Origin of the sequence: Flavobacterium sp. (assembly GCF_965657075.1) — a bacterium.
In the GTDB taxonomy this organism is placed as follows: domain Bacteria; phylum Bacteroidota; class Bacteroidia; order Flavobacteriales; family Flavobacteriaceae; genus Flavobacterium.
Window position 1 is genome coordinate 128,576 of the sequence record NZ_CBFHMV010000001.1, and the last position, 26,415, is coordinate 154,990.

The following is a 26,415-nucleotide window of genomic DNA, read 5'->3' on the forward strand; positions in this document are numbered from 1 at the left end:
ACTTTTTACAACTTATAACCATCAACCATCAACCATCAACCATCAACCATCAACCATCAACCATCAACCATCAACCATCAACTAATAAATATGATAAAACAATTTTTACTTTTAGAATGGAGATCATTTTTCAGGTCTTCTAGCGTTGGAAAAAGTATCGCACTAAAAATATTCCTAGGTTTTTTAGCTCTTTATTTTTCTCTGTCTTTTTTGGCCTTAGGTTTTGGATTGTATAAAATATTAGAAGAAGTTTTTCCTACTATCAATCCGTTTATTTCAATTCAAAATTATATTGCTTCTTGGATAGGATTTCAAATAATCATTCGTTTTTTCATGCAAACTTTGCCAGTTATCAACATGAAATCTTTTTTAACGCAAAACATAAAAAAGAAAACTATCATTAATTATGTTTTGATAAAAAGTTTGTTTTCTTTTTACAATTTAATTTCGTTATTGCTTTTTATTCCTTTTACTATTATTGCCTACTACGAAAAAGCAATTTCTGCTTCACAAGCAATTACTTGGTTTATAAGTGTTTTTTTAATAAATATCATTTTAAATTACATAAATTTTTTAATCAAAAAAAGTTTTACGGCACAACTATCAAAGTTTATTCCTTTTGTTGTTATGGGATTAATTTTAGGAGTTTTAGATTATTTTAATGTTTTTAGCATTAGTGAAAAGGTTGCAAATGCAATGCTATTTCTTTCTAATAATCCAATTACTTGCATTGGTCTTTTAGCCTTTTTGATAGCAATTTATTTTTTAAATTATACCTTCCTATCAAAAAATTTCTATTTGGATAGTTTCCTAAAGTCAAAAACAGCTACTGCTGAAACAACGGATTTATCATGGACAAAACGTTTTGGATCTATTGCTCCGTTTTTACAACTTGATTTAAAGTTGATTTGGAGAAACAAAAGACCAAGAACAACCATTTTATTGTCGCTGATATTTTTGGTTTACGGATTAATTTTTTATACCAATCCTGTTTATCAAAAAATGCCAGCCTTTTTTGTGTTTATTGGAATTTTTACATCGGGTATGTTTACCATAAATTTTGGACAATTTATTCCTGCTTGGGATAGCAATTATTTTAGTTTAATTCATGCTCAAAATATTCAATTAAAAAACTATTTGGCTTCAAAAGCTGGATTAATGACTTTTTCAATTATAGTTTTAGGATTACTTTCTATTCCTTATGTGTATTTTGGATGGCATATTTTATGGATTAATTTGGCTTGTGTAGTTTACAATATTGGTATAAATGTCTTGGTGATTTTATATGCTGGTTCATTTAATAAAAAGAAAATAGATTTAGAAAAAAGTCCCTTTATGAATTATCAAGGAACAGGAGCAGCACAATGGATTGTTGGAATTCCATTAATGTTATTGCCATTACTAATTTGGTATTTATTTTTTAAATTGACCAATATGAACGCTGCAACCATTTTATTAGCTTCAATAGGAATTATTGGTATATTTTTAAGATCATTTTTTATGGATAAAATAGCCAAAGCATACAAGAAAAGAAAATATCAAACGATAGCAGGATTTAAACAACAAGAAAATTAAGAAATCATGATACAAGTTTCAAACCTTAAAAAAACATACAACGGGACAACCGTTTTACAAATAGATAATTTAGACATTCCTAAAGGACAAAGTTTTGGTTTAGTGGGAAATAATGGTGCTGGAAAAACCACTTTTTTTAGCATGGTATTAGATTTAATCATTCCTACAACAGGAAGAATAACTTCTAATAATATTCAAATTAATACAAGTGAAGAGTGGAAAAAATTTACTTCTTCTTTTATTGACGAAAGTTTTTTAATTGGTTATTTAACTCCAGAAGAATATTTTTATTTTATTGGTGAACTTCGTGGTTGGAATAAAGCTGATGTAGATGCTTTTCTTAAAAATTATGAAGACTTTTTTAACGGTGAAATTTTAAACAATAAAAAATATCTTAGAGATTTATCTAAAGGAAATGCCAAAAAAGCTGGAATTGTTGGAGCTTTAATAGGAAATCCAGAAGTAGTTATTTTAGACGAACCTTTTGCCAACTTAGATCCAACAACTCAAATTAGATTGAAAAAAATTATTAAAGAATTAGCCGAAGATAAAAAGACAACAGTTTTAGTTTCAAGTCATGATTTACAACACACCGTTGAGGTTTCTGACCGAATTGTAGTTCTAGAAAAAGGAACTATTGTAAAAGATTTAGTACCAACAACAGAAACCCTGAAAGAGTTAGAAGCTTTCTTTTCTGCTTAATTTTTTAAAATAGCACCTATAAACCTCTTTTTTAAGAGGTTTTTTTTATACAAAAAACTCAAATAAAGAACATAATTGATTTAAAATTTCCATAATTCTAAAAAAACCGTATTTTTACAAGTTCATATACTAAAAACTGAAAAAAGCAGTTATGTTTTTAAACCATTTTGATTTTGAAAATTAATACATATAAAAATTTAGGAATAGTATTTTTAATATTTCTTGCCATCTCTTGTTCGGTAAAGAAAGATAGATTTATTAACCGAACTTTCCATGCTAAAACAGCCAAATATAATACTTTATACAACGGTGGAGTTGCTTTAGAAACGGGTTTAAAGGATATTAACATCAACTACCAAGATAATTTTTGGGATATTTTACCAGTGGAAAGACTTCAAGATGACGAAGAAGGAATGTTACCCGGCGAATCTAAAAACCCAAATTTTATTCGTGCCGAAGACAAAGCTATCAAAGCCATTCAAAAACACTCCATGAATATTGGTGGTTCTGAAAAGAACTCTCAAATGGACGAAGCTTATATTTTATTAGGTAAAGCACGTTATTATGACAATCGTTTTATTCCTGCTTTAGAAGCATTTAATTATGTTTTGTACAAATATCCAAATAGTGATAAAATATACGAAGCTAAAGTTTGGAGAGAAAAAATCAACATCAGATTAGATAATGATCAAGTGGCTTTAGATAATCTAAAAAAGTTGTTAAAAGACAAAAAAATTAAAGGTCAAGATTTAGCCAATGCCAGTGCAATGTTAGCGCAAGCGTATATGAATGTTGGAGTAAAAGATACAGCATTAGTGGTTTTAAAAATCGCAAAAGAAAATACTAAATCTAACGACGAAAAAGCAAGATATACCTTTATTACAGGGCAATTATATGAAAATCTTAAATTTCAAGACAGTGCCAATATGGCTTTTCAGGAAGTTATAGATATGAATAGAAGAGCACCAAGAAAATATACCATTCAATCTCATGCCAAACTTGCACAACAATTTGATTATAAAAACGGAGATACTTTAGTTTTTATGAAAAAATTCGACAAGTTATTGGAAGACAGAGAAAACAGACCTTTTTTAGATGTGTTAAACCATCAAGTTGCTTTGTTTTATGACAAACAAAAATTAGATGACAAAGCTGTATCGTATTACAATAAATCTTTACGTAAAGAGTCAAAAGACAAGTATTTAACAGCTTCAAATTATAGAAATATTGCAGAAATTAATTTTTATAATTCAGAATACCAATTGGCTGGGAAATATTATGACAGTACTCTAGTTCGATTAGATGACAAAACTAGAGAATATAGAGCCATTGCTAAGAAAAGAGCCAATTTAGACGATGTTATTAAATATGAAACCATCTCAAAAGCTAACGACAGTATTTTATATGTAACATCACTTTCTGTTTCAGACAGAGATCAATATTATTCAGATTATATAGAAAAGTTAAAAGCAGCCAATCTTTTAAAAGAAAAAGAATTAGAACGATTAGCAATTATTGCAGAAAACGAATCTAAACTAGGTTCAGGTTCTGTTGGAAAAGGAATCAATTCGGTTTCAAAAATGGATGCTGCAACAAGTAAAGTAGCTCAAGCACAAGAATTTGCTCCACCAGGAATTGGAGGTAATGATATGCCATCAGTTAGTAAATTCTATTTCTATAATCCTTCAAATGTTTCTTCTGGAAAATCAGAATTTAGAAAAAGATGGGGAAAGCGTGCTTTAAAAGACAATTGGAGATTGAGTAGTTTTGGTTCTGAAAGTTCCAACTCTTCAAATGAAAATACAAAAGATTCCATTTCTGAAAAAGAAAAAATTGAAGTAGAAAATCCAGCTTACAAAGTATCTTTTTACACGGATTTATTACCTACAGATTCTAAAGTTTTAGACAGTTTAAAAAAAGATAGAGATTTTGCAGATTATCAATTAGGATCCATTTATAAAGAAAAATTTAAAGAATATGAACTAGCTGCAGCAAAATTTGAAAAATTATTAAATAACAATCCAGAAGCAAGATTCATTCTTCCATCCAAATATAATTTATTTAAAATCTATGAAATTATTGGAAATCCAAAAGCTAATGAAATAAAAAATCAAATCATAGCCGAGTTTCCAGAAAGTAGATACGCACAAATTATTCAAAATCCAGAACAAGAAAACAACGACAATCAATCTCCAGAAGCCGTTTATTCAAAACTTTACAAAGAATTTGAAACGGGTAATCTAAGAGAAGTTTACAAACAAAATTTAGAGTTTATTGATACGTTTACGGGTGATGAAATGGCTCCTAAGTTTGAATATTTAAAAGCTCAAATTTTAGCTCGATTAAAAGGAGTAGACGAATATAAAAAAGTATTGAACTTTGTAGCTTTAAATTATCCAAATTCAAAAGAAGGTAAAAAAGCAGAACAAGTTCTAACTACAGAAGTTCCTGTTTTAGAAAGTTTGGCTTTTTCAGATTCAGAAGCTTCGTCCTACAAAATAGTTTTTCCAAAAAATTATTTGTCAACCGCAGAAATAGAAGAATTAAATAAAAAATTAGATAAATATATTTCAGATAGAAACAGCTCTTTAGTTAAAAAATCAAATGACATATACGATGAAAACACTAATTTCATTGTTTTACACGGAATTTCAACCAAAGATATTGCACAGTCAACTATTGGTCTATTACGAGAATATAAAGACTATAAAATCGCTGATCAGGCATTTGTAATTTCTTCGGACAACTATAAAGTTGTTCAAATCAAGAAAAATTGGGAAGCCTATTTATCACTATTAAAATAAGCTATGTTTGATAAGAAAAAACCAACCGAAAGCCTTTATGGCAAAATGAATAGAATTTCAGAAGGAACTCAACTAACAGGAGATATTGTTTCTGATGCAGATTTTAGAATTGACGGAACTTTACTAGGAAATTGCATTCTAAAAGGAAAACTAGTAATTGGCCCAAAAGGATATGTAGAAGGCACAGTAAAATGTCAAAATATAGATATTGAAGGTAAATTTTTAGGCAAATTAGAAGCCATAGAATTATTAAATTTAAAGTCAAGTTCAGCCGTAAAAGGAGAAGTTTTTATTGGAAAATTGGGCGTTGAACCAGGAGCCATTTTTAATGCAACATGCACCATGAGAAACGCTGTTAAAAGCATAAATGAACTTAAAAATGAACCAAAGCAAGAAGAAAAAACAGCCTAATAAATGGTTGATTTTTTTGAATATTCCTTTTCAAATGGGAATAATTATTTTTGCAGGAGTATTTTTTGGAAAGTATTTAGATTTGTATTTTAGAACAGAGCCAACTTTTGTAATTGTATTATCTTTGAGTGCTATATTTATATCGCTTTATTCAGTTTTAAAAAATTTAAAAAAAATCCAAAACAATAATGATTAAAAGATTTTTATTTTCGATTTTATATCTTTTTCTTATCACTATGATAGTTGGAGTCTTTCATTATTTAATTATTAAAAACTTAAGTGTGTTTATTCCTTTAATAAATATCTATTTATTTAATTTTTTAATGACAGTAATAGGATTGGCAATTTTGTATTTAATGTATGATAAATTCAATGATAAAGTTGGATTTACTTTCTTAGGAATTGGAATAATAAAAATGGCAATTGCTGTTTCTTTTTTAATGCCATTGATAAAATCTAATTTTTCCAATAAAATACCGGACACGTTAAACTTCTTTTTTTGTTATTTTATATTTTTAATAATTGAAAGTGTATTTATGGTCAAATTATTAAACAAAAAACAGTAAAAGACAAATATTATAAAAATTACATCAATATGTTTTATTATTTTAATTAATAATGTACTTTTGCAAAAAAATTAAAACACTGTTTTTAACTAAATATAGTTATGAAGATTTTTGGAAAAGTATTGAACTTGATTTTATTAGCTACTTTACTACTAGTTTCGACTAAAAGTATTGCTGGTCATGGTGAAGAAGAAGGGAAAGAATTTAATGCAACAGAATTAATAAATTCTCATATTGGTGATTCTCACGATTTCCATATCGCTGACTGGAATGGTCATCCAATTTCACTTTCACTTCCTATTATTTTGTGGACTGAAAATGGTTTGGTTTCATTTAGTTCAGGAGAATTTCATCATGATAACGAAGGGCATCACATTGTTGACAAAAATGGTGAAAAATTTGTTAGATACAATGAAGTTATTTACTATGCAGACAAGTTTGAAAAATTAAGTGAAGAGGATAAAAATGCTTTCAATTTCGAAGCTAGACCTTTGAACTTTTCAATCACTAAAAATGTTTTTTCTATGTTACTTTCTGTAATAGTATTGTTTTTACTATTTACAGCTTTAGCTCGTTCATACAAGAAAAACAAAATGGCACCAAAAGGACTTGCCGGATTTTTAGAACCTTTAGTTATTTTTGTCAGAGATGAAATTGCTGTTCCAAATATTGGAGAGAAGAAATATGCTAAATTTATGCCTTACTTGTTAACTATATTTTTCTTTATATGGATTAACAACATGTTTGGTTTAATTCCTTTCTTTCCATTTAGTTCAAACTTAACAGGAAATATCTATTTCACATTTGTTTTATCTTTTATAACATTTATTGTTACAACTGTAAATGGTAATAAAGATTATTGGGGTCACATTTTTAACACCCCAGGAGTACCTGTTTGGTTAGCTCCTATTATGATTCCAGTTGAAATTATTGGAATGTTCACAAAACCTTTTGCATTAATGATTCGTTTATTCGCTAACATTACAGCAGGGCACATTATTATTTTAAGTTTAATTTCATTAATTTACATATTCCAAACAAAATGGATTTCTCCAGTATCTGGTGCATTTGTATTGTTTATGAGTGTGTTAGAATTATTGGTTGCGGCATTGCAAGCTTATGTGTTTACATTGTTGTCAGCACTGTTTATTGGTCAGGCAGTTGAAGAACATGATCATCATTAAATCGAGTTTTATTAATTATTAACTAAATAAATATTTTATTATGGTATTAGCTGGAATCGGTGCAGGATTAGCTGTTATTGGAGCAGGAATCGGGATTGGAAAAATTGGTGGATCAGCAATGGACGCTATGGCAAGACAACCTGAAGTTGCTAGTAAAATTCAAACAGCAATGATTATTGCTGCTGCTCTTATCGAAGGTGTTGCACTTTTCGCTGTAGTAGTTGCTTTAATTGCTAAGTAATTAATTATCTTCTCACAACGGTTGGTTGTGAGAAGATTTTTTTAAAAAAGAAACTAAAAGTAAATTATATATATTATGAATTTAACTTCACCTGAGAGTTTAATTTTTTGGACAAGTCTAATTTTTATTGTTTTCTTTATTTTAATGAGAAAACTTGCTTGGAAACCAATTCTTGGAGCTGTAAAAAGCAGAGAAGACTCAATCAATAATGCTTTATTAGCAGCAGAAAACGCTAAGAAAGACATGCAAAACCTGAAAGCTGATAATGAAAAATTATTAGCCGAAGCTAGAGCAGAAAGAGATTTAATGATGAAAGAAGCTCGTGAAATCAAAGAAAAAATGATTAATGATGCTAAAACAGAAGCTCAAGTTCAAGGAGAAAAAATGATTGAACAAGCAAAAGCATCTATTGCTAGTGAAAAAAATGCAGCCATTGCTGATTTGAAAAATCAAGTAGGTGCTCTTTCATTAGAAATTGCAGAAAAAGTATTAAAAGGAGAATTAGCTAACAAAGAAGCTCAAACTAATTTAGTTGAGAAAATGTTAGGTGACGCCAAATTAAACTAATCATTATGGCAGGTACAAGAGCAGCTATTCGATACGCAAAAGCTATCCTTGAAATTGCACAAGCAAACAATAACACAGTTAACGTTACTAGAGATATGACTTCGATAGTAAATGCTGTTAAGGAAAGTAAAGAGTTGAAAAACTTTTTGCAAAGTCCTATTATTAAAGGTGAAGTTAAACACTCTTCTTTAGTAGCTATCTTTGCTTCAGCACAAAAAGAAACTAAAAGCTTATTTCAGTTGTTATTAGTTAACAAGAGATTTGAGTTATTACCAACAATTGCTTCAGATTTTAAAGCATTAGTGAACGAATTAAATGGTGTTGAAATTGCAAAAGTTACAACGGCATTTCCTCTAACTGCTGATTTAGAAACTAAAGTTTTGGCAAAAATTAAGGAGTTTTCAAACAAAGCTATCACTATTGAAAACATTGTTGACGAATCTATCATAGGTGGATTTATTTTAACAATGGGTGATCAACAATACAATGCATCTGTTGCAAGCAGCTTGCAAAATTTAAAAAGAGAATTTAGTTATTAATATTTATCGCACTTTTTAGTGTACAAATTATAAATAAAATGGCGGAAATAAATCCTGCTGAAATTTCAGCAATATTAAAGCAACAATTAACAGGTTTCGAATCAGGAGCTTCGTTAGAAGAAGTAGGAACTGTTCTACAAGTAGGTGATGGTATCGCACGTGTTTATGGATTATCTAATGCACAATATGGTGAATTAGTTCAATTCGACAACGGTTTAGAAGCTATCGTACTTAACTTAGAAGAAGATAATGTAGGTGTAGTACTTTTAGGACCATCAACAGGAATTCGTGAAGGTTCAAATGTAAAAAGAACACAACGTATTGCTTCTCTTAAAGTTGGAGAAGAAGTTGTAGGTCGTGTATTAGATACATTAGGTAACCCAATTGATGGAAAAGGTCCAATCGGTGGAACTTTATATGAATTGCCAATCGAAAGAAAAGCACCAGGAGTTATCTTCCGTCAGCCAGTTACAGAACCATTACAAACAGGTATTAAAGCTATTGATGCAATGATTCCAGTGGGTAGAGGGCAACGTGAGTTGGTAATTGGTGACCGTCAAACAGGTAAAACAACTGTTTGTATTGACACCATCTTAAATCAAAAAGAATTTTACGATGCTGGGCAACCAGTATATTGTATATATGTAGCAATTGGACAAAAAGCTTCAACTGTTGCAGGAATTGCAAAAACATTAGAAGAAAAAGGAGCAATGGCTTATACAACTATTGTAGCAGCAAATGCTTCTGACCCAGCAGCAATGCAAGTATATGCACCAATGGCTGGAGCGGCAATCGGAGAATATTTCCGTGATACAGGTCGTCCTGCATTAATTATCTATGATGATTTATCAAAACAAGCTGTAGCTTACCGTGAGGTTTCTCTTTTATTAAGAAGACCACCAGGACGTGAAGCTTATCCTGGAGACGTTTTCTACTTACACTCTCGTTTATTAGAAAGAGCTTGTAAAGTAATCGCTAATGATGAGATTGCTAAAGACATGAATGATTTACCAGACGTATTGAAACCAATCGTTAAAGGTGGAGGTTCCTTAACAGCTTTACCAATTATTGAAACACAAGCGGGTGACGTTTCTGCATACATTCCAACAAACGTAATTTCGATTACTGACGGACAAATTTTCTTAGATGGAGATTTATTCAACTCTGGAGTTCGTCCTGCAATTAACGTAGGTATCTCTGTATCTCGTGTTGGAGGTAACGCACAAATTAAATCAATGAAAAAAGTAGCTGGTACATTAAAATTAGACCAAGCTCAATATAGAGAATTAGAAGCATTTGCTAAATTTGGTTCTGACTTAGATGCAGTAACTAAAAACGTAATTGAAAAAGGTAAACGTAACGTAGAAATCTTAAAACAAGCAGTAAATGATCCATATACTGTTGAAGACCAAGTTGCAATTATCTATGCTGGTTCTAAAAACTTATTAAAGGATGTTCCTGTTGAAAAAGTTAAAGAATTCGAAAAAGATTTTATCGAATATCTTAACGCAAAACACAGACCAACATTAGATGCTTTAAAAGCAGGTAAATTCACAGATGAAATTACTGACGTTTTAGGAGCAGCAGCTAAAGAAGTTTCAGCAAAATATTAATTTTAAGTGAATAGTGATTAGTAATTAGTGAAAAGCTAATTACTAGTTGCTAATTACTAATTACTCATATAAAATGGCAAATTTAAAGGAAATTAGAAATAGAATTACTTCCGTTTCATCTACGATGCAAATCACATCAGCGATGAAAATGGTTTCTGCAGCAAAGCTAAAAAAAGCACAAGATGCTATTACAGCAATGCGACCTTATGCCGAAAAATTAACGGAATTATTACAAAACTTAAGTGCAACTTTAGAAGGAGATAGCGTTGGTAGTTTTGCTGATCAAAGAGAAATTAATAAAGTATTAGTTGTTGCTATTACTTCGAACAGAGGTTTATGCGGTGCATTTAATACAAATGTTATCAAACAAGCTATTGTTATAGGAAATTCTTATCCTGGAAAACAAGTGGATGTTTTTGCTATTGGTAAAAAAGGAAATGATGTTTTAGGTAAGACATTTAATGTAATAGATAATCAAAGTACTATTTTTGATAATTTATCTTTTGAAAATGTTGCAGAAATTGCTCAAGTTTTGATGGATAAATTTGAAGCAGGTGAATATGATAAAATTGAAATAGTTTACAATCAATTCAAAAATGCAGCTACGCAAATTGTACAAAGAGAGCAATTTTTACCTTTAGCACCAATTACTGGTGGTGAAGCCGTTTCTTCTGACTATATTTTTGAACCTTCAAAAGAGGAAATTGTGTTAACCTTGATTCCAAAATCATTAAAAACACAATTATATAAAGCAGTTAGAGATTCATTTGCTTCTGAACACGGTGCTCGTATGACCGCAATGCACAAAGCAACTGATAATGCAACAGAATTAAGAAATCAATTAAAATTAACTTATAATAAAGCACGTCAAGCTGCAATTACTGGAGAAATTTTAGAAATTGTTGGTGGAGCGGAAGCTTTAAATAGTTAATATTTATATAAAATAATAGTTTTAAAAGAGTCAAAGTAATTTGGCTCTTTTTTTATTTAATATATTTGTTTAAACCAAATTCAAAATCATGTATAAATATATTTTCAGTCTTTTTATTTTGATAGGATTAAATGGTATTGCTCAAAATCTTCAATTAGAGCAAATCATGAAAGGCAATGAATTCATTGGAAATCAACCTGAAAATCACCGTTGGTCGATAGATGGTTCCACAATTTATTTTGATTGGAATCCAAAAAACGAACCAGGAAGTAGTACTTATTATTGGAATTCCTCAATGAAAACACCTCAAGTTTTGGAAGATTCTGATCAAGAAATAGACGATTCTAACCAAAAAGAATATGAAATTTTCTACTACACAAAATCAGGAAATTTATATGCTTACAATAGAAAGAATAAAAGCATTAAGAAAGTAATTGTTGCAACGGAGCGCATTTATAATGTGGAAAGAAGTAGCAATCCAGATATCATTTTTTACCAACAATCTAGAAATATTTTTCAATTGAATGTCAAAGATTTTTCAATAATACAGTTAACCAATTTTAAAACCGGTAATGAATTTGAAGAAAAAGAAAAATCTAAAAACTATTTGGAAAAACAACAATCTGAATTGTTTCAATTTGTAAGAGATGATGAGTCAAAAAAGAATTGGTTTGATGAAAAATACGCTAATGATAAATCCAATTCAATCAAAGAAATTTATTACGGGAAATCTGCTTTAGAGCAATTAAAGCCTTCTCCAGACGGAAAGTTTGTCACGTTTAGGCTTTCAGATTATGAAACTCAAAAGCCAACAAAAGTAGAACATTTTATTACTGATGATGGCTATACTTCCAACAAAACGGCACGTTCCAAAGTATCCATAGATAATCTGAGCAAACATAAAATGGGAATTTATAACATTGAAAAAGACACCGTTTATTATGTTTCGTTCTCCAAATTAACCGGAATTATGGATTATCCTGCGTATTACCAAGAATATGACAATTTAAAAGATAAAGAAAAGGTTGAAAAAGCAGTGGTAATGGTTAGCCCAATTTACAACAAAACCGGAACAAAAGCTGTTTTTGAATTAAGAAGTCAAGACAATAAAGACCGATGGATAGTTGAATTAAACTTGAAATCAGGAGCAATAACAGAATTAGATCATCAACATGACGAAGCATGGATTGGTGGACCAGGAATTCCAAATTACAATTATGGAGGAGGAACTTTAGGTTTTTTAAAAGATAATGAGACCATTTATTTTCAATCTGAAGCCACAGGATTTTCTCATTTATATACTTTGAATTTAGATTCTAAAAAGAAAGTTCAATTGACTTCAGGCAACTGGGAAGTTAGAGATGTAAAATTATCACAAGATTTAAAAACATTTTATATTACTACAAATACCAATCATCCAGGGAACAGAGAATTCTATAAATTAGATAGTGAAACCAAAAAAATTACACCTATTTTAACCAATGATGGTGCTTATGAAGTGGAATTATCTCCAAACGAAAAACAACTTTTAGTACGTTATTCCTATAAAAATAAACCTTGGGAATTATATGTTGCTGATAATAAACCTAATCCAACTTTAAAACAAATTACGCAGTCAACCACAAAAGAATTTGAAGCTTACCAATGGAAAAGTCCAAACGTAATCACTTTCAAAGCAGAAGATGGAAAATCAGTTTATGCAAGATTATACGAACCAAAAGTAGACGCAAAAAACAATGCAGCTATAATTTTTGTACATGGAGCTGGATATTTACAAAATGCTCATAATTATTGGAGTTCTTATCATAGAGAATTTATGTTTCACAATATGTTATCCGATTTAGGCTACACGGTTTTAGACATTGATTATAGAGGAAGTGATGGATATGGAAGAGACGTTCGAACAGGAATTTATAGACACATGGGTGGTTTAGATTTATCAGATCAACTAGACGGAAAAAAATATTTAGTTGAGAATTTAGGAATTGATGCCAATCGAGTGGGAATTTACGGTGGTTCTTACGGAGGATTTATTACTTTAATGGCATTATTGACTGAACCTGGAGAGTTTAAAGCAGGAGCAGCTTTGCGTTCAGTAACAGATTGGGCTCATTATAATCAAGGATATACAGCTAATATTTTAAATTTCCCAGAAACTGATTCTATTGCTTACAAAAGAAGTTCACCCATTTATTTTGCTGAAAATCTTCAAGATAAATTGTTAATGTTACACGGAATGGTTGATGATAACGTGCAATTTCAAGATGTAGTTCGTTTATCGCAACGTTTTATTGAATTAGGGAAAAAAGATTGGGATTTGGCCGTTTTTCCAGTGGAAGCTCATGGTTTTAAAGAAACCTACTCTTGGATTGATGAATACAGAAGAATTTTAGATTTGTTCAATGAAAATTTATTAGAAAAATAATGCAAATCCTTGAATTAACTACCAAAGAAACAATGTTGGAACAGCTTCCAATCATTCAACAATTGTATACCGATTTTACTTTGGAAAAATATGAATCGCTTTTAAACGAAATGTTGCCTATTAATTACAAACAAGTAATCATTCAAGAAAACAATGAAACTATAGGTTTGGCTGGATTTTGGATAGCAACTAAATTGTGGTGTGGTAAATATTTAGAATTGGATAATGTAATAGTTCATCCCAATCATCGTTCTAAAGGTATTGGGAAGGTTATCACAGAATATCTAGTTCAAAAAGCAATAGACAACGATTGCACAATGGCTGCTTTAGATGCTTATACAACCAATTTTGCAGCACAAAAATTTTATATGAACCTTGGTTTTGTACCCAAAGGATTTCATTTTGTAAAAGATTTAAAATAAAAAAATGAAGATTTTAACAGCACTTATTGTTTTTGCAATTGCTTCTTGTTCCTCATCAAAAGTGGTCCAAGAGAATATTGATTTTTATGAAATTGACAATGCCTATTATCAAAAATGGGTTGCTGGAGTTCAAGGTGGTGGAAGTGGTATTAATCTTCATATTATATTTAAGAAGCCTTTAAATCATGATTTTGAATTAGAAAAAGTTAGTTTTCAATCCTATGAAGGTGTTTTTGAAAAAATTTCAGAAACAGAATATGTAGCAAAAATTAATACAAAACAAAATGATTTAATTTTAGATGAAAATCCTGCAAAGGAATATGGAAATGAAGCTCCAATAGAAGATGTTTTAAAACCTGATGAAGCACTTTTATATTTTAGAATTAAATCAAAAGGTAAGTATTTGGTAGGATTAGCCAAAAACGTTAAAGAAAAACCAATGATTGCTTATCCATCAATGAATAAATCAAAGAATTAATTACTTTTGCTTCAATATAAAAAACCACAATTTTGAGTGTATATAAAAGTCTTTTTAAACAAACTGCAATTTATGGCTTAGCAACAGTTTTGCCCAGAATGTTGAGTTTTTTATTAGTTCGATTACATACAGATTTAATGCCAGCCTCTAATTATGGCGAAATCACTACTTTGTTGGCATATATGGTTTTTTTAAACGTGCTGCTTTCTTATGGTATGGAAACTTCTTTTTTTAGATTTTACAATAAAGAAGATGATAAAAAATCAGTTATTGAAACTTCAAGTATTTCTGTTTTTTGGAGTTCTTTAGCTTTTTTAACAGTTGCTCTACTATTTAGAAATACGTTAGCAAACCTAATAAATACAGATGTTGAATATGTAATATATGCTATTTGGATTTTAGTTTTTGATGCATTGAGTGTAATTCCTTTTGCGAAATTAAGAGCTTTACAAAAACCCAAAGTATTTGCAATAATTAAATTTATCAATGTTGGATTAAACCTAACGTTGAATGTATTCTTTTTATATTTTCTTCCAAAAATAGCAAGTTCAAATCCTGATTCATTTTTAGCTTCTATTTATATTGAAGACTTTCAAATTGGTTATGTATTCTTTGCAAATTTATTGGCAAGTTTAGTAACTCTAGTTTGTTTTATTCCGGATTATTTTAATCTTAATTGGAAATTTAATTTAGACCTATGGAAGCAAATGCTAAAATATGGATATCCTATTTTAATTGCTGGTTTAGCGTTTGGAGTTAATGAACATTTAGATAAAATTTTACTAGATGTTTTTAATGTTTCAAAAGCTGATATTGGTGCTTATGGTGCTTGTTATAAATTAGGATTATTTATGGTTTTATTCAGAACGGCTTATAGTTTAGGAATTGAACCTTTTTTCTTTAATCACGCTAAAGAAAATAATGCAACTCAAACATTTGCAGATGTAACTAAGTATTTTGTTATTATTGGATCATTAATGACTCTTTTTATAATTGTGTTTATTGATGTTTTAAAAGAAATTTTAATAGATAATGATAAATATTGGCAAGCCATAAAAGTGGTACCTTTAATTGTGTTAGCTAACTTCTTTTTAGGAATTTACACAAACTTATCCGTTTGGTATAAATTAACTGATAAAACCAAAATGGGAATGTACATTTCAATAGTTGGAGCCATAATCACATTAGCCTTAAACTTTTTATTAATCCCAATTTGGAGTTATATGGGAAGTGCCATTGCAACCATATCAGCTTATGGAACAATGATGTTCATTTCTTATTATTTTGGAAATAAATATTATCCAATTCCATATGATATGAAGAAAATTATCGGATATTTAGGATTAGCAATTCTTTTATCTGGACTTTCTTTTTACATCGAAATATTTAGAGAAACCTATATTTTTGGTATTTTAGCCATAATTTTTTTCGGCTATTTTATTTATAGAAATGAAAAGGAAATTTTATTAAGAATAATTAAGAAAAAATGAACATAAAAATAATAAACAAATCTCAACACTCATTACCTAATTACGAAACCATTGCTTCAGCTGGAATGGATTTACGTGCTAATTTATCTGAACCAATTACATTAAATTCGCTAGAAAGAACCATTGTAAAAACAGGACTTTTTATCGAATTACCAATAGGTTATGAAGCTCAAGTTCGTCCAAGAAGTGGTTTGGCTGCCAAAAAAGGAATCACAGTATTAAATTCACCTGGAACAGTTGATGCGGATTATCGTGGAGAAATCGGAGTAATTTTAGTAAATTTATCCAATGAACCCTTCGTAATTGAAAACGGCGAACGAATTGCTCAACTAATCATAGCCAAACACGAAAGAGCCGAATGGATTGAAGTTGAAGAATTGTCCGAAACATCTCGTGGAGAAGGTGGTTTTGGAAGCACAGGAGTTAAATAGTAATCAGTGTTCAGTTTTTAGTTGGCAGTTTCGAATTAATACTTAATACTCAAATCTTAATACAAAATACATGAAAATAATAGTACCAATGGCAGGTCGTGGATCAAGACTTCGCCCACATACATTAACAGTTCCTAAACCATTAATTCCAGTGGCTGGAAAACCAATCGTTCACAGATTAGTGGAAGATATTGCAGGAGTTTTAAACCAACCTATAGACGAAGTAGCTTTTATTATTCACGAAAGTTTTGGTGAAAAAGTAGAAGAAGAATTACTTGCAATTGCTCAAAAGTTAGGTGCAAAAGGAACGATTTATTATCAAAATGAAGCTTTAGGAACAGGTCATGCGATTATGTGTGCTAAAGATTCTCTTTCTGGACCAGCAGTTATCGCTTATGCTGACACCTTAATTCGTGCGGATTTTGATTTAGATAAAAATGCAGACAGCGTAATTTGGGTAAAACAAGTAGATAAACCAGAAGCTTTTGGTGTTGTAAACTTAAATGACAATGGAGAAATCATTGAATTAGTTGAAAAACCAAAAGAATTTGTTTCTGATTTAGCCGTAATAGGAATATACTATTTTAAAGACGTTGCAGTGTTGAAAAATGAGTTGCAATTGGTTATTGATAATAATATCATTCACGGTGGAGAATATCAAATTAATGATGGAATTAAGCAAATGATGGCAAAAGGCATGAAATTTGTACCAGGTAAAGTAGATGAGTGGATGGATTGTGGAAACAAAGACGTAACTGTTGATACAAACACAAGAATGTTAGGTTTTTTACACAATGATGGAGAACATTTGATTGATTATGATGTAAAACAAGAAAATTCGACAATAATTCCTCCATGCTATATTGGTGAAGATGTAGTTTTAATTAATGCAACAGTTGGACCAAATGTGTCGTTAGGTAAAGGTTGCCATGTGATTGATTCAACCATTAAAAACAGTTTGATTCAAACACATGCTCACATCAAAAATGCCAATTTAGACAATGCTATGATTGGAAATCATGCTTCATTTGACGGAAATTTCACTAGCATTAGTATTGGAGATTATTCGGTTTTAGAATAAATTATATTGAAAATGAAAATTATAAAAACACCTCTTTTACTATTATTTTGTTTGGGAATTTACTTTGTGGGTTTTTCTCAAGAAAATGTTGAACCAGACGAAATTGCAGTAGTTGATGATGCTTTTGAAAATAATTTTTATGAAGCTTTAACTCAAAAAGCTATTGAAAATTATGATAAAGCAATTGTGTCTTTACAAAAATGTTTAGATAAAGAACCCAAAAACCCAATTCTTTATCATGAACTTGGTAAAAATTACTTTTTATTAAAACAATACGCTGATGCTGAGAATAGTTTTAATAAAGCTATAGAACTAAATCCAAACGAACGCTGGTATTGGAATGGTTTATACGATGTTTATTATGAAATAAAAGATTATAATAATGCAATAAGAGCGGTAACTAAACTGATTGAGTTTAACAAAGATTTTCAAGACGATTTAGTCTCTTTGTACATGTACACCAATCAAAAAGACAAGGCTTTGTCCTTACTTAAGGAAATGCAAAAAACCACCAATTTGTCTAAAACAATGGAGTTTTATTTGCTTAAATTAGAACAATCTGAACCTGCTCCAAATCCAGACAAAAAAGATCTTGAAGCTGCTATCAAAAAAAATCCGTTAATTGAACAAAATTATATTGACTTAATTTATCAGTATTCTGAGGCAAATAATGAAGAAAAAGCTTTTGAAGTAGCCAAAAAATTAGCCGAAAATATCCCAAATTCTGATTGGGCTCATGTGAGTTTAGTAAAATTTCATTTAAATAATAATGATGGACAAAGTGCTTCTGAATCTGTTTTTAAAGTACTTGGAAGTAAAAAAATTGATTCAAAAATCAAACATCGAGTGTTTAATGAATTTTTAATTTTTAGTGCAAATCATCCTGAATTTACTTCGGATTTAGATAAAGCAATTAATTATTTTGATGACGACAAGCAAATAAATGTGAGTAAAGAAGTTGCCAAATTCTTTTTAAAGAGAAATAGAAAAGAAGAAGGCATGAAATATTTTGAAAAAAGTATTGAAAACAAACCGGATGATTTAGAAGCATACAGCTATTTAATGCCTTTATTAATTGACAATAATGAGTTTCAAAAGGTAGAAAAATTAGCCAATTCCCAATTAGAATTATATCCAACTCAAGCCAATTTATACTATTATTGTGGTTTGGCTTTGAATAATTTAGGTAAATTTAAAGAAGCAAAAAACAAGCTAGAAGAAGGAATAGATTTCATTATTGAAGACGAACAATTAGAACAAAATTTTTACAAGCAAATCCTAATTGCATTTGAAAAACTGGGAGATTCAAAAAACAGGCAAAAGTACCAATCCAAAATAAAACAATAATGTTTAAAAAAACGTTAACCTTACTAATCCTTTCTTTTTTGGTGTTTTCTTGTAAAACAGTTCAAGTGGTAACTAATGGAGTGGCTTCTGAAAAAACAACAATTGATCAAATTTCTAAAGGACATCTTTCAAATTTTAAAGATTTTAAAACACTAAATATTCGTTCGTCTGTAAGTTATGAAGATCAAAAAAACAGTCAATCTGTAAGTGTAGATATTCGAATATTAAAAGACGAAACCATTTGGTTAAATGTGAAATTTTTAGGATTTCCAGCCGCAAAAGCCCTAATAACACCAACTAAAGTTAGTTATTATGAAAAACTAAATAAAACGTATTTTGAAGGCGATTTTACTTTGATTAGCAATTGGTTAGGAACAGAGTTAGACTTTAATAAAGTACAAAATTTATTGCTTGGAAAAGCTATTGAAAACATTACAAAAGACGATTTTATTGCTGCAATAGTGAACAACAGTTATGTTTTATCTGAAAAAAAGACAAACAATCTTCAAAAAGAATTTACCTTTGAAGCTGAATCTTATTTTTTAAAGAATGAAACCATAAATCAACCTTCAGAAAATAGAAGTTTAGAAATCGCTTACAATTCTTATCAATTAATTGAAAAGCATGTTTTTCCAAAAGAATTTGTAGTGAAAGCCAATCAAAATAAAAGTGTCATTATTGAAATAGAATACAATAAAATAGAAGTCAATAGTGCCGTTTCTTTTCCATTTTCAATTCCTAATGGGTATGACAAAATTGAAATGAACTAATTAAATATCCAATGAAGTTTAAATTATTTTTCCTATTAATTTTTTTATCAAGCTCTTTTGTTTTTGCTCAAAAAACAACGGAACAACTAAATCTTGAAAAAAAGAAAGCCTCAATTTTAAAAGAGATTCAAGCTTTTAAAAATCTTTTACAAGTTGAAAAAAAGAAAGAAAAATCAGTTTTAACAGAAATTGATCAAAAAAATGCTAGAATCAGAATTAGCGAAAAACTAATTGAAACCAACGAAAAACAATCGGTTTATATTTCAAACGACATCAAAAAAAATCAAAACATAATTGCAAGTTTGACGAAAGATTTAGAAGTCTTGAAGGAAGATTATTCTAAAATGATTTTGAAAGCTTACAAAAGTCGTTCACAACAAAGTCGCATCATGTTCGTTTTGTCGTCTAAAGATTTTTTACAAGCCTACAAGCGTATTCAGTACATGAAACAATATGCAGGTTATAGAAAATCGCAAGCAGAAGAAATAAAACAAAAGCAGATTAAGTTAAACGATGCGATTATTGCTTTACAAAATAAGAAAAACCAAAAAGAGTTAATCATTACTCAAACAGAACAAGAAAAAGAAGTCTTAGAAAAACAACGTCTTGAAAAAGAAAAATTGGTAAAAATCATTCAAAAAGACAAGAAAAAATATACTGCCGAGATTGATAAAAAAGATAAAGAAAGAAAATCAATTGACAAAAAAATTCAGCAAACTATTGAGCAAGAAATAGCTAGAATTAACAAAAGAAATGCTGAAAAAAATAAAGCTAAAGCTGCACAAACTACAACTACATCTAAAACAACCACTACTAAACCTGCAGCAACAAGTTCCAAAAAATTTATTTTAACTGCAGAAGGTAAAGTAGATTCAGATAACTTTAAAGCAAATAAAGGTAAATTACCTCTTCCTGTTTCGGAAGGATATATTTCTAAAGGATACGGAAGTCAACCACATCCAACAAATAAAAACCTAACAATTACTAATGCTGGTGTAGAAATTACAACCAAAGAAGGATCAAATGCTAGAGTTGTTTTTGATGGTGAAGTTTCTCAAATTCAAATCATTCCAGGAAGCAATAAAAAAATTGTTTATGTGATTCATGGTGACTTTTTTACTATTTACCAAAATTTGGATACGGTTTTAGTAAAAACGGGAGACAAAGTTAGCATTAAACAAAGCCTCGGAAAAGTGCATACCAATTCCGATGGAACCACTATTTTGAAATTTTTAATTCAACAAAACACCACTATTTTGAATCCTCAAAGTTGGTTGAGTTTGTAGTTTTTTAATTATTTTCAAACAAAGCTTTTAGTTCAGTGGCTTCATTGGGTTTCATTTTTCCAGCCAATACCAAACTTAGTTGTTTTCTTCTTAAAGCACCCATAAAACGTTCTTTTTCTAACTCTGTTTCTGGTTCAACAGCAGGTACTTCAACAGGTCTTCCAGTGTCATCTACAGCTACAAAAGTATAAATTGCTTCATTAGCTTTAGATCGATTGCCACTTTCCCTATCTTCTACCCAAACGTCTAAATAAATTTCCATCGAAGATTTAAAGGCTCTTGATATTTTTGCTTCCACAGTAACAACACTTCCTAAAGGAATTGATTTATTAAAAGCAACATGATTTACACTTGCAGTAACAGTTATTCTTCTACAATGTCTTCTGGCAGCAATACTAGCAGCTCTATCCATACGAGCCAAAAGTTCTCCACCAAACAAGTTATTTAACGGATTTGTTTCACTTGGTAAAACTAAGTCGGTTAATATTGTAAGAGATTCTGAAGGTGATTTTGCGTGCATATTTAATTTTTTTGCAAATATACAAACTATAAAACAAGCAATAATTAAGTAAAAGTTAAACTAAACAGAAAACTAATCAATCAGTAACCAAGCTTGACTTTCAGGATTTTTTCTAAGTGTTTGAAGAAAATTTTCAGCTTCATTTAAAGTGCCAAAACTTTGAAAATAAACAGGAAACATTCCTTTAGCGTTTTTATTTCCTAATTCAGCCTTGTAACCTTCTTTTAAAAGTGAATTGTAGGCTCTTGTAGCATTTTTAGAGCTGCTAAAAACCCCACTAACAATATGAAAAGGGAGTTTTGTTTCAACAGCATTTTCATTTACAGCAACTGTAACTTTTGGCAAAGGTGTAGCAATAAAAAAAGTTGCTTCTTGAACAGCGGCTTGCACTTTTTCTTGCACTTTTTGATTAACAATTAAGGTTTGTTGTTCAATTTGATTATCATAGTGATACTTATAACCAATTGTTCCAGCTAAACCAAAAAACAAAACAGCTGCAGCAGCATATTTTAAGTAGGAATAATTTTTTTTCTTTTCAGGTGTGAAAATTATTGGGGTAACTTCTTCTAATTCTTCTACTACTTTTTTCAATTCTTCTCTTTTTACTGTTGGTGCAATAAAATTAGAAAGACCAAAAGAGGAAGTCAAAAAGTTTGTAGTTCTAAAAGGTTCAAAAAAGTAAACATTATCTGTTGAAAGCTTTATGTTTCCAACGTTTTCAATGGTTAGAGTTTCTCTGTTTTCTAATTGAAATAGCCAATTTTTAACTTCAATATCAATTTGAGTTAAAGCCTCTTCGTAAGAAATTTTTTCGGCCAAACTCACATGATTGGTCAATAAACCATCATTGTTTTTAATATTTGCATTAAAAGAAATTACTTTTCTTGGAGGAACAAACGAAACGGCACTACCATTTAACTGAGCCGATTGGTTTTCGGTAACAAAAGCTCCAAAACCAGGCACAGTAACACATTGATAGCGATACAATAAAGCGTTTATATGTTTGTTTAAATTCATAGCCTACAAAGAAAAAATTTTAAGTCATCAAAGCAAAATATATCGAACAAAATTTATTAACATTCGTAAAAATAGTTTACAATTACTTTATAAACAATGTTTTATATAACCAAAAAAATATTTATTTTTGAAGCCAATTTATTTATATGAGCCAAACAGAATTATTTTACGCCTTATCCTTACTACAAGTGGAAGGAATTGGAGATGTCATGGCAAAGAAACTCATTAATCAATGTGGTTCTGCTGAAAACATTTTCAAAGAAAAGAAAACAATCCTTCAAAAAATTGATGGTGTTGGAGCGTCTATCCTCAAAAACCTCAAAGATAAATCCATCTTTGATAAAGCTGAAGCCGAATTAAAATTCATCGAACAAGAAAATATCCAAACCTTATATTTTCAAGACAAATTATATCCAGAACGATTGAAACACTGTTTTGATAGTCCTTTAGTTTTGTTTCAATCAGGAAATATTGATCTACAAAACCGAAAAATCATCAGTATTGTTGGAACACGACAAATCACAAGTTACGGAACAGAATTTTGTAAAAAATTACTAGAAGATTTAGCACCTTTAAATCCAATTATCGTTAGTGGTTTTGCTTACGGAGTTGATGTTGTAGCACATCAAACAGCAATGGATTTGGGATTACAAACGGTTGGTGTTTTAGCCCATGGTTTAAACCAAATTTATCCAAAAGTCCACAAAAAGTATGTAGCTAAAATGGAAGAAAATGGTGGTTTTCTAACTGAATTTTGGAGTACATCAAATCCAGATAAAGAAAATTTTGTGAAGCGAAATAGAATCGTTGCAGGAATGAGTGAAGCCACAATCGTAATTGAAAGTGCAGAAAAAGGCGGTTCGTTAATCACAGCCAATTTAGCTAATGATTACAATAGAGATGTTTTTGCTGTTCCAGGTCGAACTTCAGATAAGTTGAGTCAAGGCTGTAATAATTTGATAAAAACCCAAAGAGCCAACTTACTTTCAAGTGCTGCCGATATAGTTTATATTTTAAATTGGGAATTAGAAAATGATAAAAAGGAAAGCAAAAGCATTCAAAAGCAACTCTTTGTTTCCCTTGAACTAGAAGAACAAAAAGTATATGATTATCTTTTAAATAAAGGAAAAGAACAATTAGACATTATAGCTTTAGAGTGTGATTTTCCAATATTCAGAATTTCATCTATTTTATTAAATATGGAATTAAAAGGAGTAATCAGACCATTACCAGGAAAATTGTTTGAAGCGATTTAAAAAACCTTCACATTTTATTAATTTATTTTAAAAATTAAAATTGTAAATTAGGGTCAAATTTAATTTTCATGTACACCTTACCAAAAATCGAGCGTTTCAATCAAAATGTCGCTTCAAAATACAATATTTATAACAGTGTTTTTATCACTTTACCTTTTGACGAAATAAATAATACAGGTGTTTTATTGCCTTTATTTTCTGAAGTGTGTGAAAGTGGTTTCAAAAAAAATCAAAGTCCAGAAGAGATTTTTGACACTTTTGTAACTAAATATTTAGATAATCCAACGCAACAAGAAAAAGAATCGTTAATGTTTCGATTTATTCAATATATCGAACGTCAAGTCGTGCTTTTTGATGCTATTGAAGATGCTGCGTTTTCAGTGGTTAATAATTTGGAAGGTCGAGGTTCATTGCGTGACATGAAAGAAAATGCCGAGCAAAAAAATAAGCATGAAGAACTGAAAGAATTTTTAGAAAATTTTAAAATAAGAACGGTTTTAACAGCACATCCAACGCAATTTTATCCAGGTTCAGTTTTAGGAATTATTACCGATTTGACAGAAGCAATTCGACAAAACGATTTACATGCTATCAAAGAATTATTGGCCCAATTAGGAAAAACACCTTTTATAAAACAAGAAAAGCCAACACCTTATGATGAAGCAGTGAGTCTTATTTGGTATTTGGAAAATGTGTTTTATGAAACTGCTGGAGCAATGATGCAATACATTCAGAAAAACATTTTGGATGGAGAAATGCCTAAAAATGACATTTTAAATTTAGGATTCTGGCCTGGTGGAGATAGAGACGGAAATCCATTCGTAACTACCGAAATTACCTTAAAAGTTGCAGATAGATTAAGAACTTCTATTTTAAAAAGTTACTACAATGATATTCGAAAATTAAAACGGAAATTAACTTTTTTTGGGGTTGATACTATAATTTCTGATATAGAAAATAAACTATATCGTTCTGTTTTTTATTCTCAAGGAGAAATATTTATTTCATTGGATGAATTGAAAGATAAATTGGAACAAATTAAAATGCTGGTTATAAATAAACATCAATCGCTTTATATAGATGAGATTGATTTTTTGCTGAACAAACTAAATCTTTTTGGATATCATTTTGCGACGTTGGATATTCGTCAGAACAGTAAAATTCATGCAAGAGTTTTTGAGGCTATTGTTTCCAATGAAAAAACTATTTTTCCTGAAAATTATCAAACACTAACAGAAGAGCAAAAACTACAATTTTTATCTAACGTTTCTTCCGATTTAGAAGTAGATGATTTTGAAGATGAAATTGCAAAATCTACAATTGGATCTATAAAAGCCATGAAAACCATTCAAGATAATAATGGTGAAAAAGCCTGTAATCGTTATATAATTAGTAATAATGAAAGTGCTTTGCATGTTTTTGAAACGTTGAGTATGTTTCATTTGTGTGGATGGCAAAACCCAACGGTTGATATTGTACCTCTTTTTGAATCGGTTGAAGATTTAGAAAAAGCAGACAAAGTCATGGAACAACTGTATACGAATCCAACGTATGCCAATCATTTGAAAACAAGAGGAAACGAGCAAACAATCATGCTAGGTTTTTCTGATGGAACAAAAGATGGTGGTTATTTAATGGCTAATTGGGGAATTTATAAAGCCAAAGAAGCTCTAACAGCTATTTCTAGAAAATATGATGTGAAAGTTGTGTTTTTCGATGGTCGTGGTGGACCACCTGCTCGTGGTGGTGGAAAAACCAATAAGTTTTATGCTTCACTTGGACCAACTATCGAAAATCAACAAATTCAATTAACTGTTCAAGGACAAACGATTAGTTCTAATTTCGGAACGTTGGATTCTTGTCGTTATAATTTGGAGAATTTATTGAGTGCTGGAGCCAGTAACCAAGTGTTTACTAAAACAGAAAATGAATTGACTTCAGCGGAAAAAGAAGTCTTGCAAAACCTTTCAGAAATCAGTTATAAAAAATATGTAGATTTTAAGAATCATGACATGTTTGTACCTTATTTAGAGCGAATGAGTACTTTAAATTATTATGCAAAAACGAATATTGGAAGTCGTCCATCCAAAAGAAATCAATCAGATAAATTGAATTTTGCTGATTTGAGAGCCATTCCTTTTGTAGGTTCTTGGAGTCAGTTGAAACAAAATGTTCCAGGATTTTTTGGGGTTGGAACAGCTTTAAAAAACTACGAAGACAACAACGAATGGCAAAAAGTTTCGGATTTATACAACAACTCTTTATTCTTCAAAACGTTGATTGAAAACAGTATGATGGCTTTGAGCAAATCGTTTTTTCCTTTAACAGCTTATATGAAAAATGACAAAGAATTTGGAGCATTTTGGCAATTGATTTACACTGAATTTTTAGAAACTAAACGTTTACTTTTAAAACTTTCAGGCTACAAAGAACTAATGGAAAATTATCCTGACGGAAAAGCATCCGTAGAACTTCGTGAAAAAATTGTTTTACCGCTTTTAACCATTCAACAATATGCTTTATTGAAAATAAAAGAATTAAAAGAAAGCTCAAATCCTGATGAAAAACAAATAGCTATTTATGAAAAAATAGTAACACGTTCTTTATTTGGAAATATTAATGCTAGTAGGAATTCGGCTTAATATAAAACATGAACAAAGAGATTCTGAAACAAGTTCAGAATGACAAAAGGCAACGTTAGTAATAAAGAACAAAATCAATAATTACGATAAACATAAACCTCTGTCAAGCTGAACTTG

At 30.0% G+C, this 26,415-nt stretch carries 25 protein-coding genes; 22 read left to right on the forward strand and 3 right to left on the reverse strand.

Annotated elements, in window-relative coordinates:
• The first annotated feature begins 90 nt into the window (after nt 1–90).
• The 5 genes from ACTF56_RS00620 (at nt 91) to ACTF56_RS00640 (ending at nt 5,688) form a co-directional block, all read left to right on the forward strand.
• Complete coding sequence (locus ACTF56_RS00620) at nt 91–1,575, forward strand: DUF5687 family protein (RefSeq protein ID WP_438964966.1); 1,485 nt, start codon at nt 91–93, stop codon at nt 1,573–1,575.
• A 6-nt stretch (nt 1,576–1,581) separates the two neighbouring features.
• Nucleotides 1,582–2,277, forward strand: coding sequence for an ABC transporter ATP-binding protein (locus ACTF56_RS00625; protein ID WP_438964967.1), 696 nt, complete (start codon nt 1,582–1,584; stop codon nt 2,275–2,277).
• A 173-nt stretch (nt 2,278–2,450) separates the two neighbouring features.
• Nucleotides 2,451–5,081 (forward strand): tetratricopeptide repeat protein, encoded by a 2,631-nt coding sequence (locus tag ACTF56_RS00630; protein ID WP_438964968.1) that lies wholly within the window; start codon nt 2,451–2,453, stop codon nt 5,079–5,081.
• Nucleotides 5,082–5,084: 3 nt separating this feature from the next.
• Nucleotides 5,085–5,492, forward strand: a complete 408-nt coding sequence (locus ACTF56_RS00635) for a bactofilin family protein (protein WP_438964969.1) — start codon at nt 5,085–5,087, stop codon at nt 5,490–5,492.
• Nucleotides 5,461–5,688 (forward strand): AtpZ/AtpI family protein, encoded by a 228-nt coding sequence (locus tag ACTF56_RS00640; RefSeq protein WP_438964970.1) that lies wholly within the window; start codon nt 5,461–5,463, stop codon nt 5,686–5,688. Before ACTF56_RS00635 ends, ACTF56_RS00640 begins: the two co-directional genes overlap by 32 nt.
• A 108-nt stretch (nt 5,689–5,796) precedes the next feature.
• On the opposite strand, the gene ACTF56_RS00645 is transcribed toward ACTF56_RS00640, so the two are convergent.
• The gene (locus ACTF56_RS00645; protein WP_438964971.1) at nt 5,797–5,976 is read right to left on the reverse strand and encodes a hypothetical protein; all 180 of its coding nucleotides are present in this window, start codon (nt 5,974–5,976) and stop codon (nt 5,797–5,799) included.
• A 183-nt stretch (nt 5,977–6,159) separates the two neighbouring features.
• On the opposite strand from ACTF56_RS00645, the gene atpB reads away from it, so the two are divergent.
• From atpB to ACTF56_RS00720, 15 genes are all read left to right on the forward strand, one after another.
• Nucleotides 6,160–7,242 (forward strand): F0F1 ATP synthase subunit A, encoded by a 1,083-nt coding sequence (gene atpB, locus ACTF56_RS00650; RefSeq protein ID WP_438964972.1) that lies wholly within the window; start codon nt 6,160–6,162, stop codon nt 7,240–7,242.
• 40 nt (nt 7,243–7,282) lie between these two features.
• Nucleotides 7,283–7,483, forward strand: coding sequence for an ATP synthase F0 subunit C (atpE, locus tag ACTF56_RS00655; RefSeq protein WP_320815916.1), 201 nt, complete (start codon nt 7,283–7,285; stop codon nt 7,481–7,483).
• Between the two features lie 75 nt (nt 7,484–7,558).
• Nucleotides 7,559–8,050: a F0F1 ATP synthase subunit B gene (locus ACTF56_RS00660; RefSeq protein WP_438964973.1), complete on the forward strand. Its 492-nt coding sequence runs from the start codon at nt 7,559–7,561 to the stop codon at nt 8,048–8,050.
• Between the two features lie 5 nt (nt 8,051–8,055).
• Nucleotides 8,056–8,589 carry an ATP synthase F1 subunit delta gene (atpH, locus tag ACTF56_RS00665; protein ID WP_438964974.1) on the forward strand — a complete coding sequence of 178 codons (534 nt, stop codon included), beginning with the start codon at nt 8,056–8,058 and terminating at the stop codon, nt 8,587–8,589.
• A gap of 38 nt (nt 8,590–8,627) precedes the next feature.
• Nucleotides 8,628–10,202, forward strand: coding sequence for a F0F1 ATP synthase subunit alpha (gene atpA / locus ACTF56_RS00670; protein ID WP_438964975.1), 1,575 nt, complete (start codon nt 8,628–8,630; stop codon nt 10,200–10,202).
• 73 nt (nt 10,203–10,275) lie between these two features.
• Complete coding sequence (atpG, locus tag ACTF56_RS00675; RefSeq protein ID WP_438964976.1) at nt 10,276–11,133, forward strand: ATP synthase F1 subunit gamma; 858 nt, start codon at nt 10,276–10,278, stop codon at nt 11,131–11,133.
• 88 nt (nt 11,134–11,221) lie between these two features.
• Entirely contained in the window at nt 11,222–13,558 is a 2,337-nt protein-coding gene (locus ACTF56_RS00680) for a prolyl oligopeptidase family serine peptidase (RefSeq protein ID WP_438964977.1), read from the forward strand.
• Entirely contained in the window at nt 13,558–13,980 is a 423-nt protein-coding gene (locus ACTF56_RS00685; RefSeq protein ID WP_438964978.1) for a GNAT family N-acetyltransferase, read from the forward strand. The genes ACTF56_RS00680 and ACTF56_RS00685 overlap by 1 nt, the downstream gene beginning before the upstream one ends.
• A 4-nt stretch (nt 13,981–13,984) precedes the next feature.
• Nucleotides 13,985–14,458 (forward strand): hypothetical protein, encoded by a 474-nt coding sequence (locus ACTF56_RS00690; protein WP_438964979.1) that lies wholly within the window; start codon nt 13,985–13,987, stop codon nt 14,456–14,458.
• 32 nt (nt 14,459–14,490) lie between these two features.
• A complete protein-coding gene (locus ACTF56_RS00695) occupies nt 14,491–15,948 on the forward strand; it encodes an oligosaccharide flippase family protein (protein WP_438964980.1) in 1,458 nt (485 codons plus the stop codon).
• Nucleotides 15,945–16,379 carry a dUTP diphosphatase gene (gene dut / locus ACTF56_RS00700; RefSeq protein ID WP_438964981.1) on the forward strand — a complete coding sequence of 145 codons (435 nt, stop codon included), beginning with the start codon at nt 15,945–15,947 and terminating at the stop codon, nt 16,377–16,379. The genes ACTF56_RS00695 and dut overlap by 4 nt, the downstream gene beginning before the upstream one ends.
• A gap of 70 nt (nt 16,380–16,449) precedes the next feature.
• Nucleotides 16,450–17,460 (forward strand): sugar phosphate nucleotidyltransferase, encoded by a 1,011-nt coding sequence (locus tag ACTF56_RS00705; protein WP_438964982.1) that lies wholly within the window; start codon nt 16,450–16,452, stop codon nt 17,458–17,460.
• A 12-nt stretch (nt 17,461–17,472) separates the two neighbouring features.
• Nucleotides 17,473–18,807, forward strand: coding sequence for a tetratricopeptide repeat protein (locus tag ACTF56_RS00710; protein WP_438964983.1), 1,335 nt, complete (start codon nt 17,473–17,475; stop codon nt 18,805–18,807).
• On the forward strand, nt 18,807–19,577 hold the full coding sequence (locus ACTF56_RS00715) for a DUF4292 domain-containing protein (protein ID WP_438964984.1): 771 nt from the start codon (nt 18,807–18,809) through the stop codon (nt 19,575–19,577). The genes ACTF56_RS00710 and ACTF56_RS00715 overlap by 1 nt, the downstream gene beginning before the upstream one ends.
• 11 nt (nt 19,578–19,588) lie before the next feature.
• Nucleotides 19,589–20,863 (forward strand): murein hydrolase activator EnvC family protein, encoded by a 1,275-nt coding sequence (locus ACTF56_RS00720; RefSeq protein ID WP_438964985.1) that lies wholly within the window; start codon nt 19,589–19,591, stop codon nt 20,861–20,863.
• A gap of 4 nt (nt 20,864–20,867) precedes the next feature.
• On the opposite strand, the gene ACTF56_RS00725 is transcribed toward ACTF56_RS00720, so the two are convergent.
• Nucleotides 20,868–21,383, reverse strand: a complete 516-nt coding sequence (locus tag ACTF56_RS00725) for an acyl-CoA thioesterase (protein ID WP_438964986.1) — start codon at nt 21,381–21,383, stop codon at nt 20,868–20,870.
• A 72-nt stretch (nt 21,384–21,455) separates the two neighbouring features.
• Complete coding sequence (locus tag ACTF56_RS00730) at nt 21,456–22,400, reverse strand: SPOR domain-containing protein (protein ID WP_438964987.1); 945 nt, start codon at nt 22,398–22,400, stop codon at nt 21,456–21,458.
• A 146-nt stretch (nt 22,401–22,546) separates the two neighbouring features.
• On the opposite strand from ACTF56_RS00730, the gene dprA reads away from it, so the two are divergent.
• Nucleotides 22,547–23,656: a DNA-processing protein DprA gene (dprA, locus tag ACTF56_RS00735; RefSeq protein ID WP_438964988.1), complete on the forward strand. Its 1,110-nt coding sequence runs from the start codon at nt 22,547–22,549 to the stop codon at nt 23,654–23,656.
• A 68-nt stretch (nt 23,657–23,724) separates the two neighbouring features.
• Nucleotides 23,725–26,298: a phosphoenolpyruvate carboxylase gene (locus ACTF56_RS00740; protein WP_438964989.1), complete on the forward strand. Its 2,574-nt coding sequence runs from the start codon at nt 23,725–23,727 to the stop codon at nt 26,296–26,298.
• The last annotated feature ends 117 nt before the right edge of the window (nt 26,299–26,415 follow it).

Excerpts from the sequence above, each read along its gene's own strand:
- ACTF56_RS00685 (WP_438964978.1), top strand. The coding sequence starts at position 13,558 with ATGCAAATCCTTGAATTAACTACCAAAGAAACAATGTTGGAACAGCTT.
- dprA (WP_438964988.1), top strand. The coding sequence starts at position 22,547 with ATGAGCCAAACAGAATTATTTTACGCCTTATCCTTACTACAAGTGGAA.
- ACTF56_RS00635 (WP_438964969.1), top strand. The coding sequence starts at position 5,085 with ATGTTTGATAAGAAAAAACCAACCGAAAGCCTTTATGGCAAAATGAAT.
- ACTF56_RS00715 (WP_438964984.1), top strand. The coding sequence starts at position 18,807 with ATGTTTAAAAAAACGTTAACCTTACTAATCCTTTCTTTTTTGGTGTTT.
- atpB (WP_438964972.1), top strand. The coding sequence starts at position 6,160 with ATGAAGATTTTTGGAAAAGTATTGAACTTGATTTTATTAGCTACTTTA.
- ACTF56_RS00680 (WP_438964977.1), top strand. The coding sequence starts at position 11,222 with ATGTATAAATATATTTTCAGTCTTTTTATTTTGATAGGATTAAATGGT.
- ACTF56_RS00730 (WP_438964987.1), bottom strand. The coding sequence starts at position 22,400 with ATGAATTTAAACAAACATATAAACGCTTTATTGTATCGCTATCAATGT.
- ACTF56_RS00640 (WP_438964970.1), top strand. The coding sequence starts at position 5,461 with ATGAACCAAAGCAAGAAGAAAAAACAGCCTAATAAATGGTTGATTTTT.
- ACTF56_RS00740 (WP_438964989.1), top strand. The coding sequence starts at position 23,725 with ATGTACACCTTACCAAAAATCGAGCGTTTCAATCAAAATGTCGCTTCA.
- ACTF56_RS00660 (WP_438964973.1), top strand. The coding sequence starts at position 7,559 with ATGAATTTAACTTCACCTGAGAGTTTAATTTTTTGGACAAGTCTAATT.
- atpG (WP_438964976.1), top strand. The coding sequence starts at position 10,276 with ATGGCAAATTTAAAGGAAATTAGAAATAGAATTACTTCCGTTTCATCT.
- dut (WP_438964981.1), top strand. The coding sequence starts at position 15,945 with ATGAACATAAAAATAATAAACAAATCTCAACACTCATTACCTAATTAC.
- ACTF56_RS00710 (WP_438964983.1), top strand. The coding sequence starts at position 17,473 with ATGAAAATTATAAAAACACCTCTTTTACTATTATTTTGTTTGGGAATT.
- ACTF56_RS00620 (WP_438964966.1), top strand. The coding sequence starts at position 91 with ATGATAAAACAATTTTTACTTTTAGAATGGAGATCATTTTTCAGGTCT.
- atpH (WP_438964974.1), top strand. The coding sequence starts at position 8,056 with ATGGCAGGTACAAGAGCAGCTATTCGATACGCAAAAGCTATCCTTGAA.
- atpE (WP_320815916.1), top strand. The coding sequence starts at position 7,283 with ATGGTATTAGCTGGAATCGGTGCAGGATTAGCTGTTATTGGAGCAGGA.
- ACTF56_RS00705 (WP_438964982.1), top strand. The coding sequence starts at position 16,450 with ATGAAAATAATAGTACCAATGGCAGGTCGTGGATCAAGACTTCGCCCA.
- ACTF56_RS00725 (WP_438964986.1), bottom strand. The coding sequence starts at position 21,383 with ATGCACGCAAAATCACCTTCAGAATCTCTTACAATATTAACCGACTTA.
- atpA (WP_438964975.1), top strand. The coding sequence starts at position 8,628 with ATGGCGGAAATAAATCCTGCTGAAATTTCAGCAATATTAAAGCAACAA.
- ACTF56_RS00720 (WP_438964985.1), top strand. The coding sequence starts at position 19,589 with ATGAAGTTTAAATTATTTTTCCTATTAATTTTTTTATCAAGCTCTTTT.
- ACTF56_RS00690 (WP_438964979.1), top strand. The coding sequence starts at position 13,985 with ATGAAGATTTTAACAGCACTTATTGTTTTTGCAATTGCTTCTTGTTCC.
- ACTF56_RS00625 (WP_438964967.1), top strand. The coding sequence starts at position 1,582 with ATGATACAAGTTTCAAACCTTAAAAAAACATACAACGGGACAACCGTT.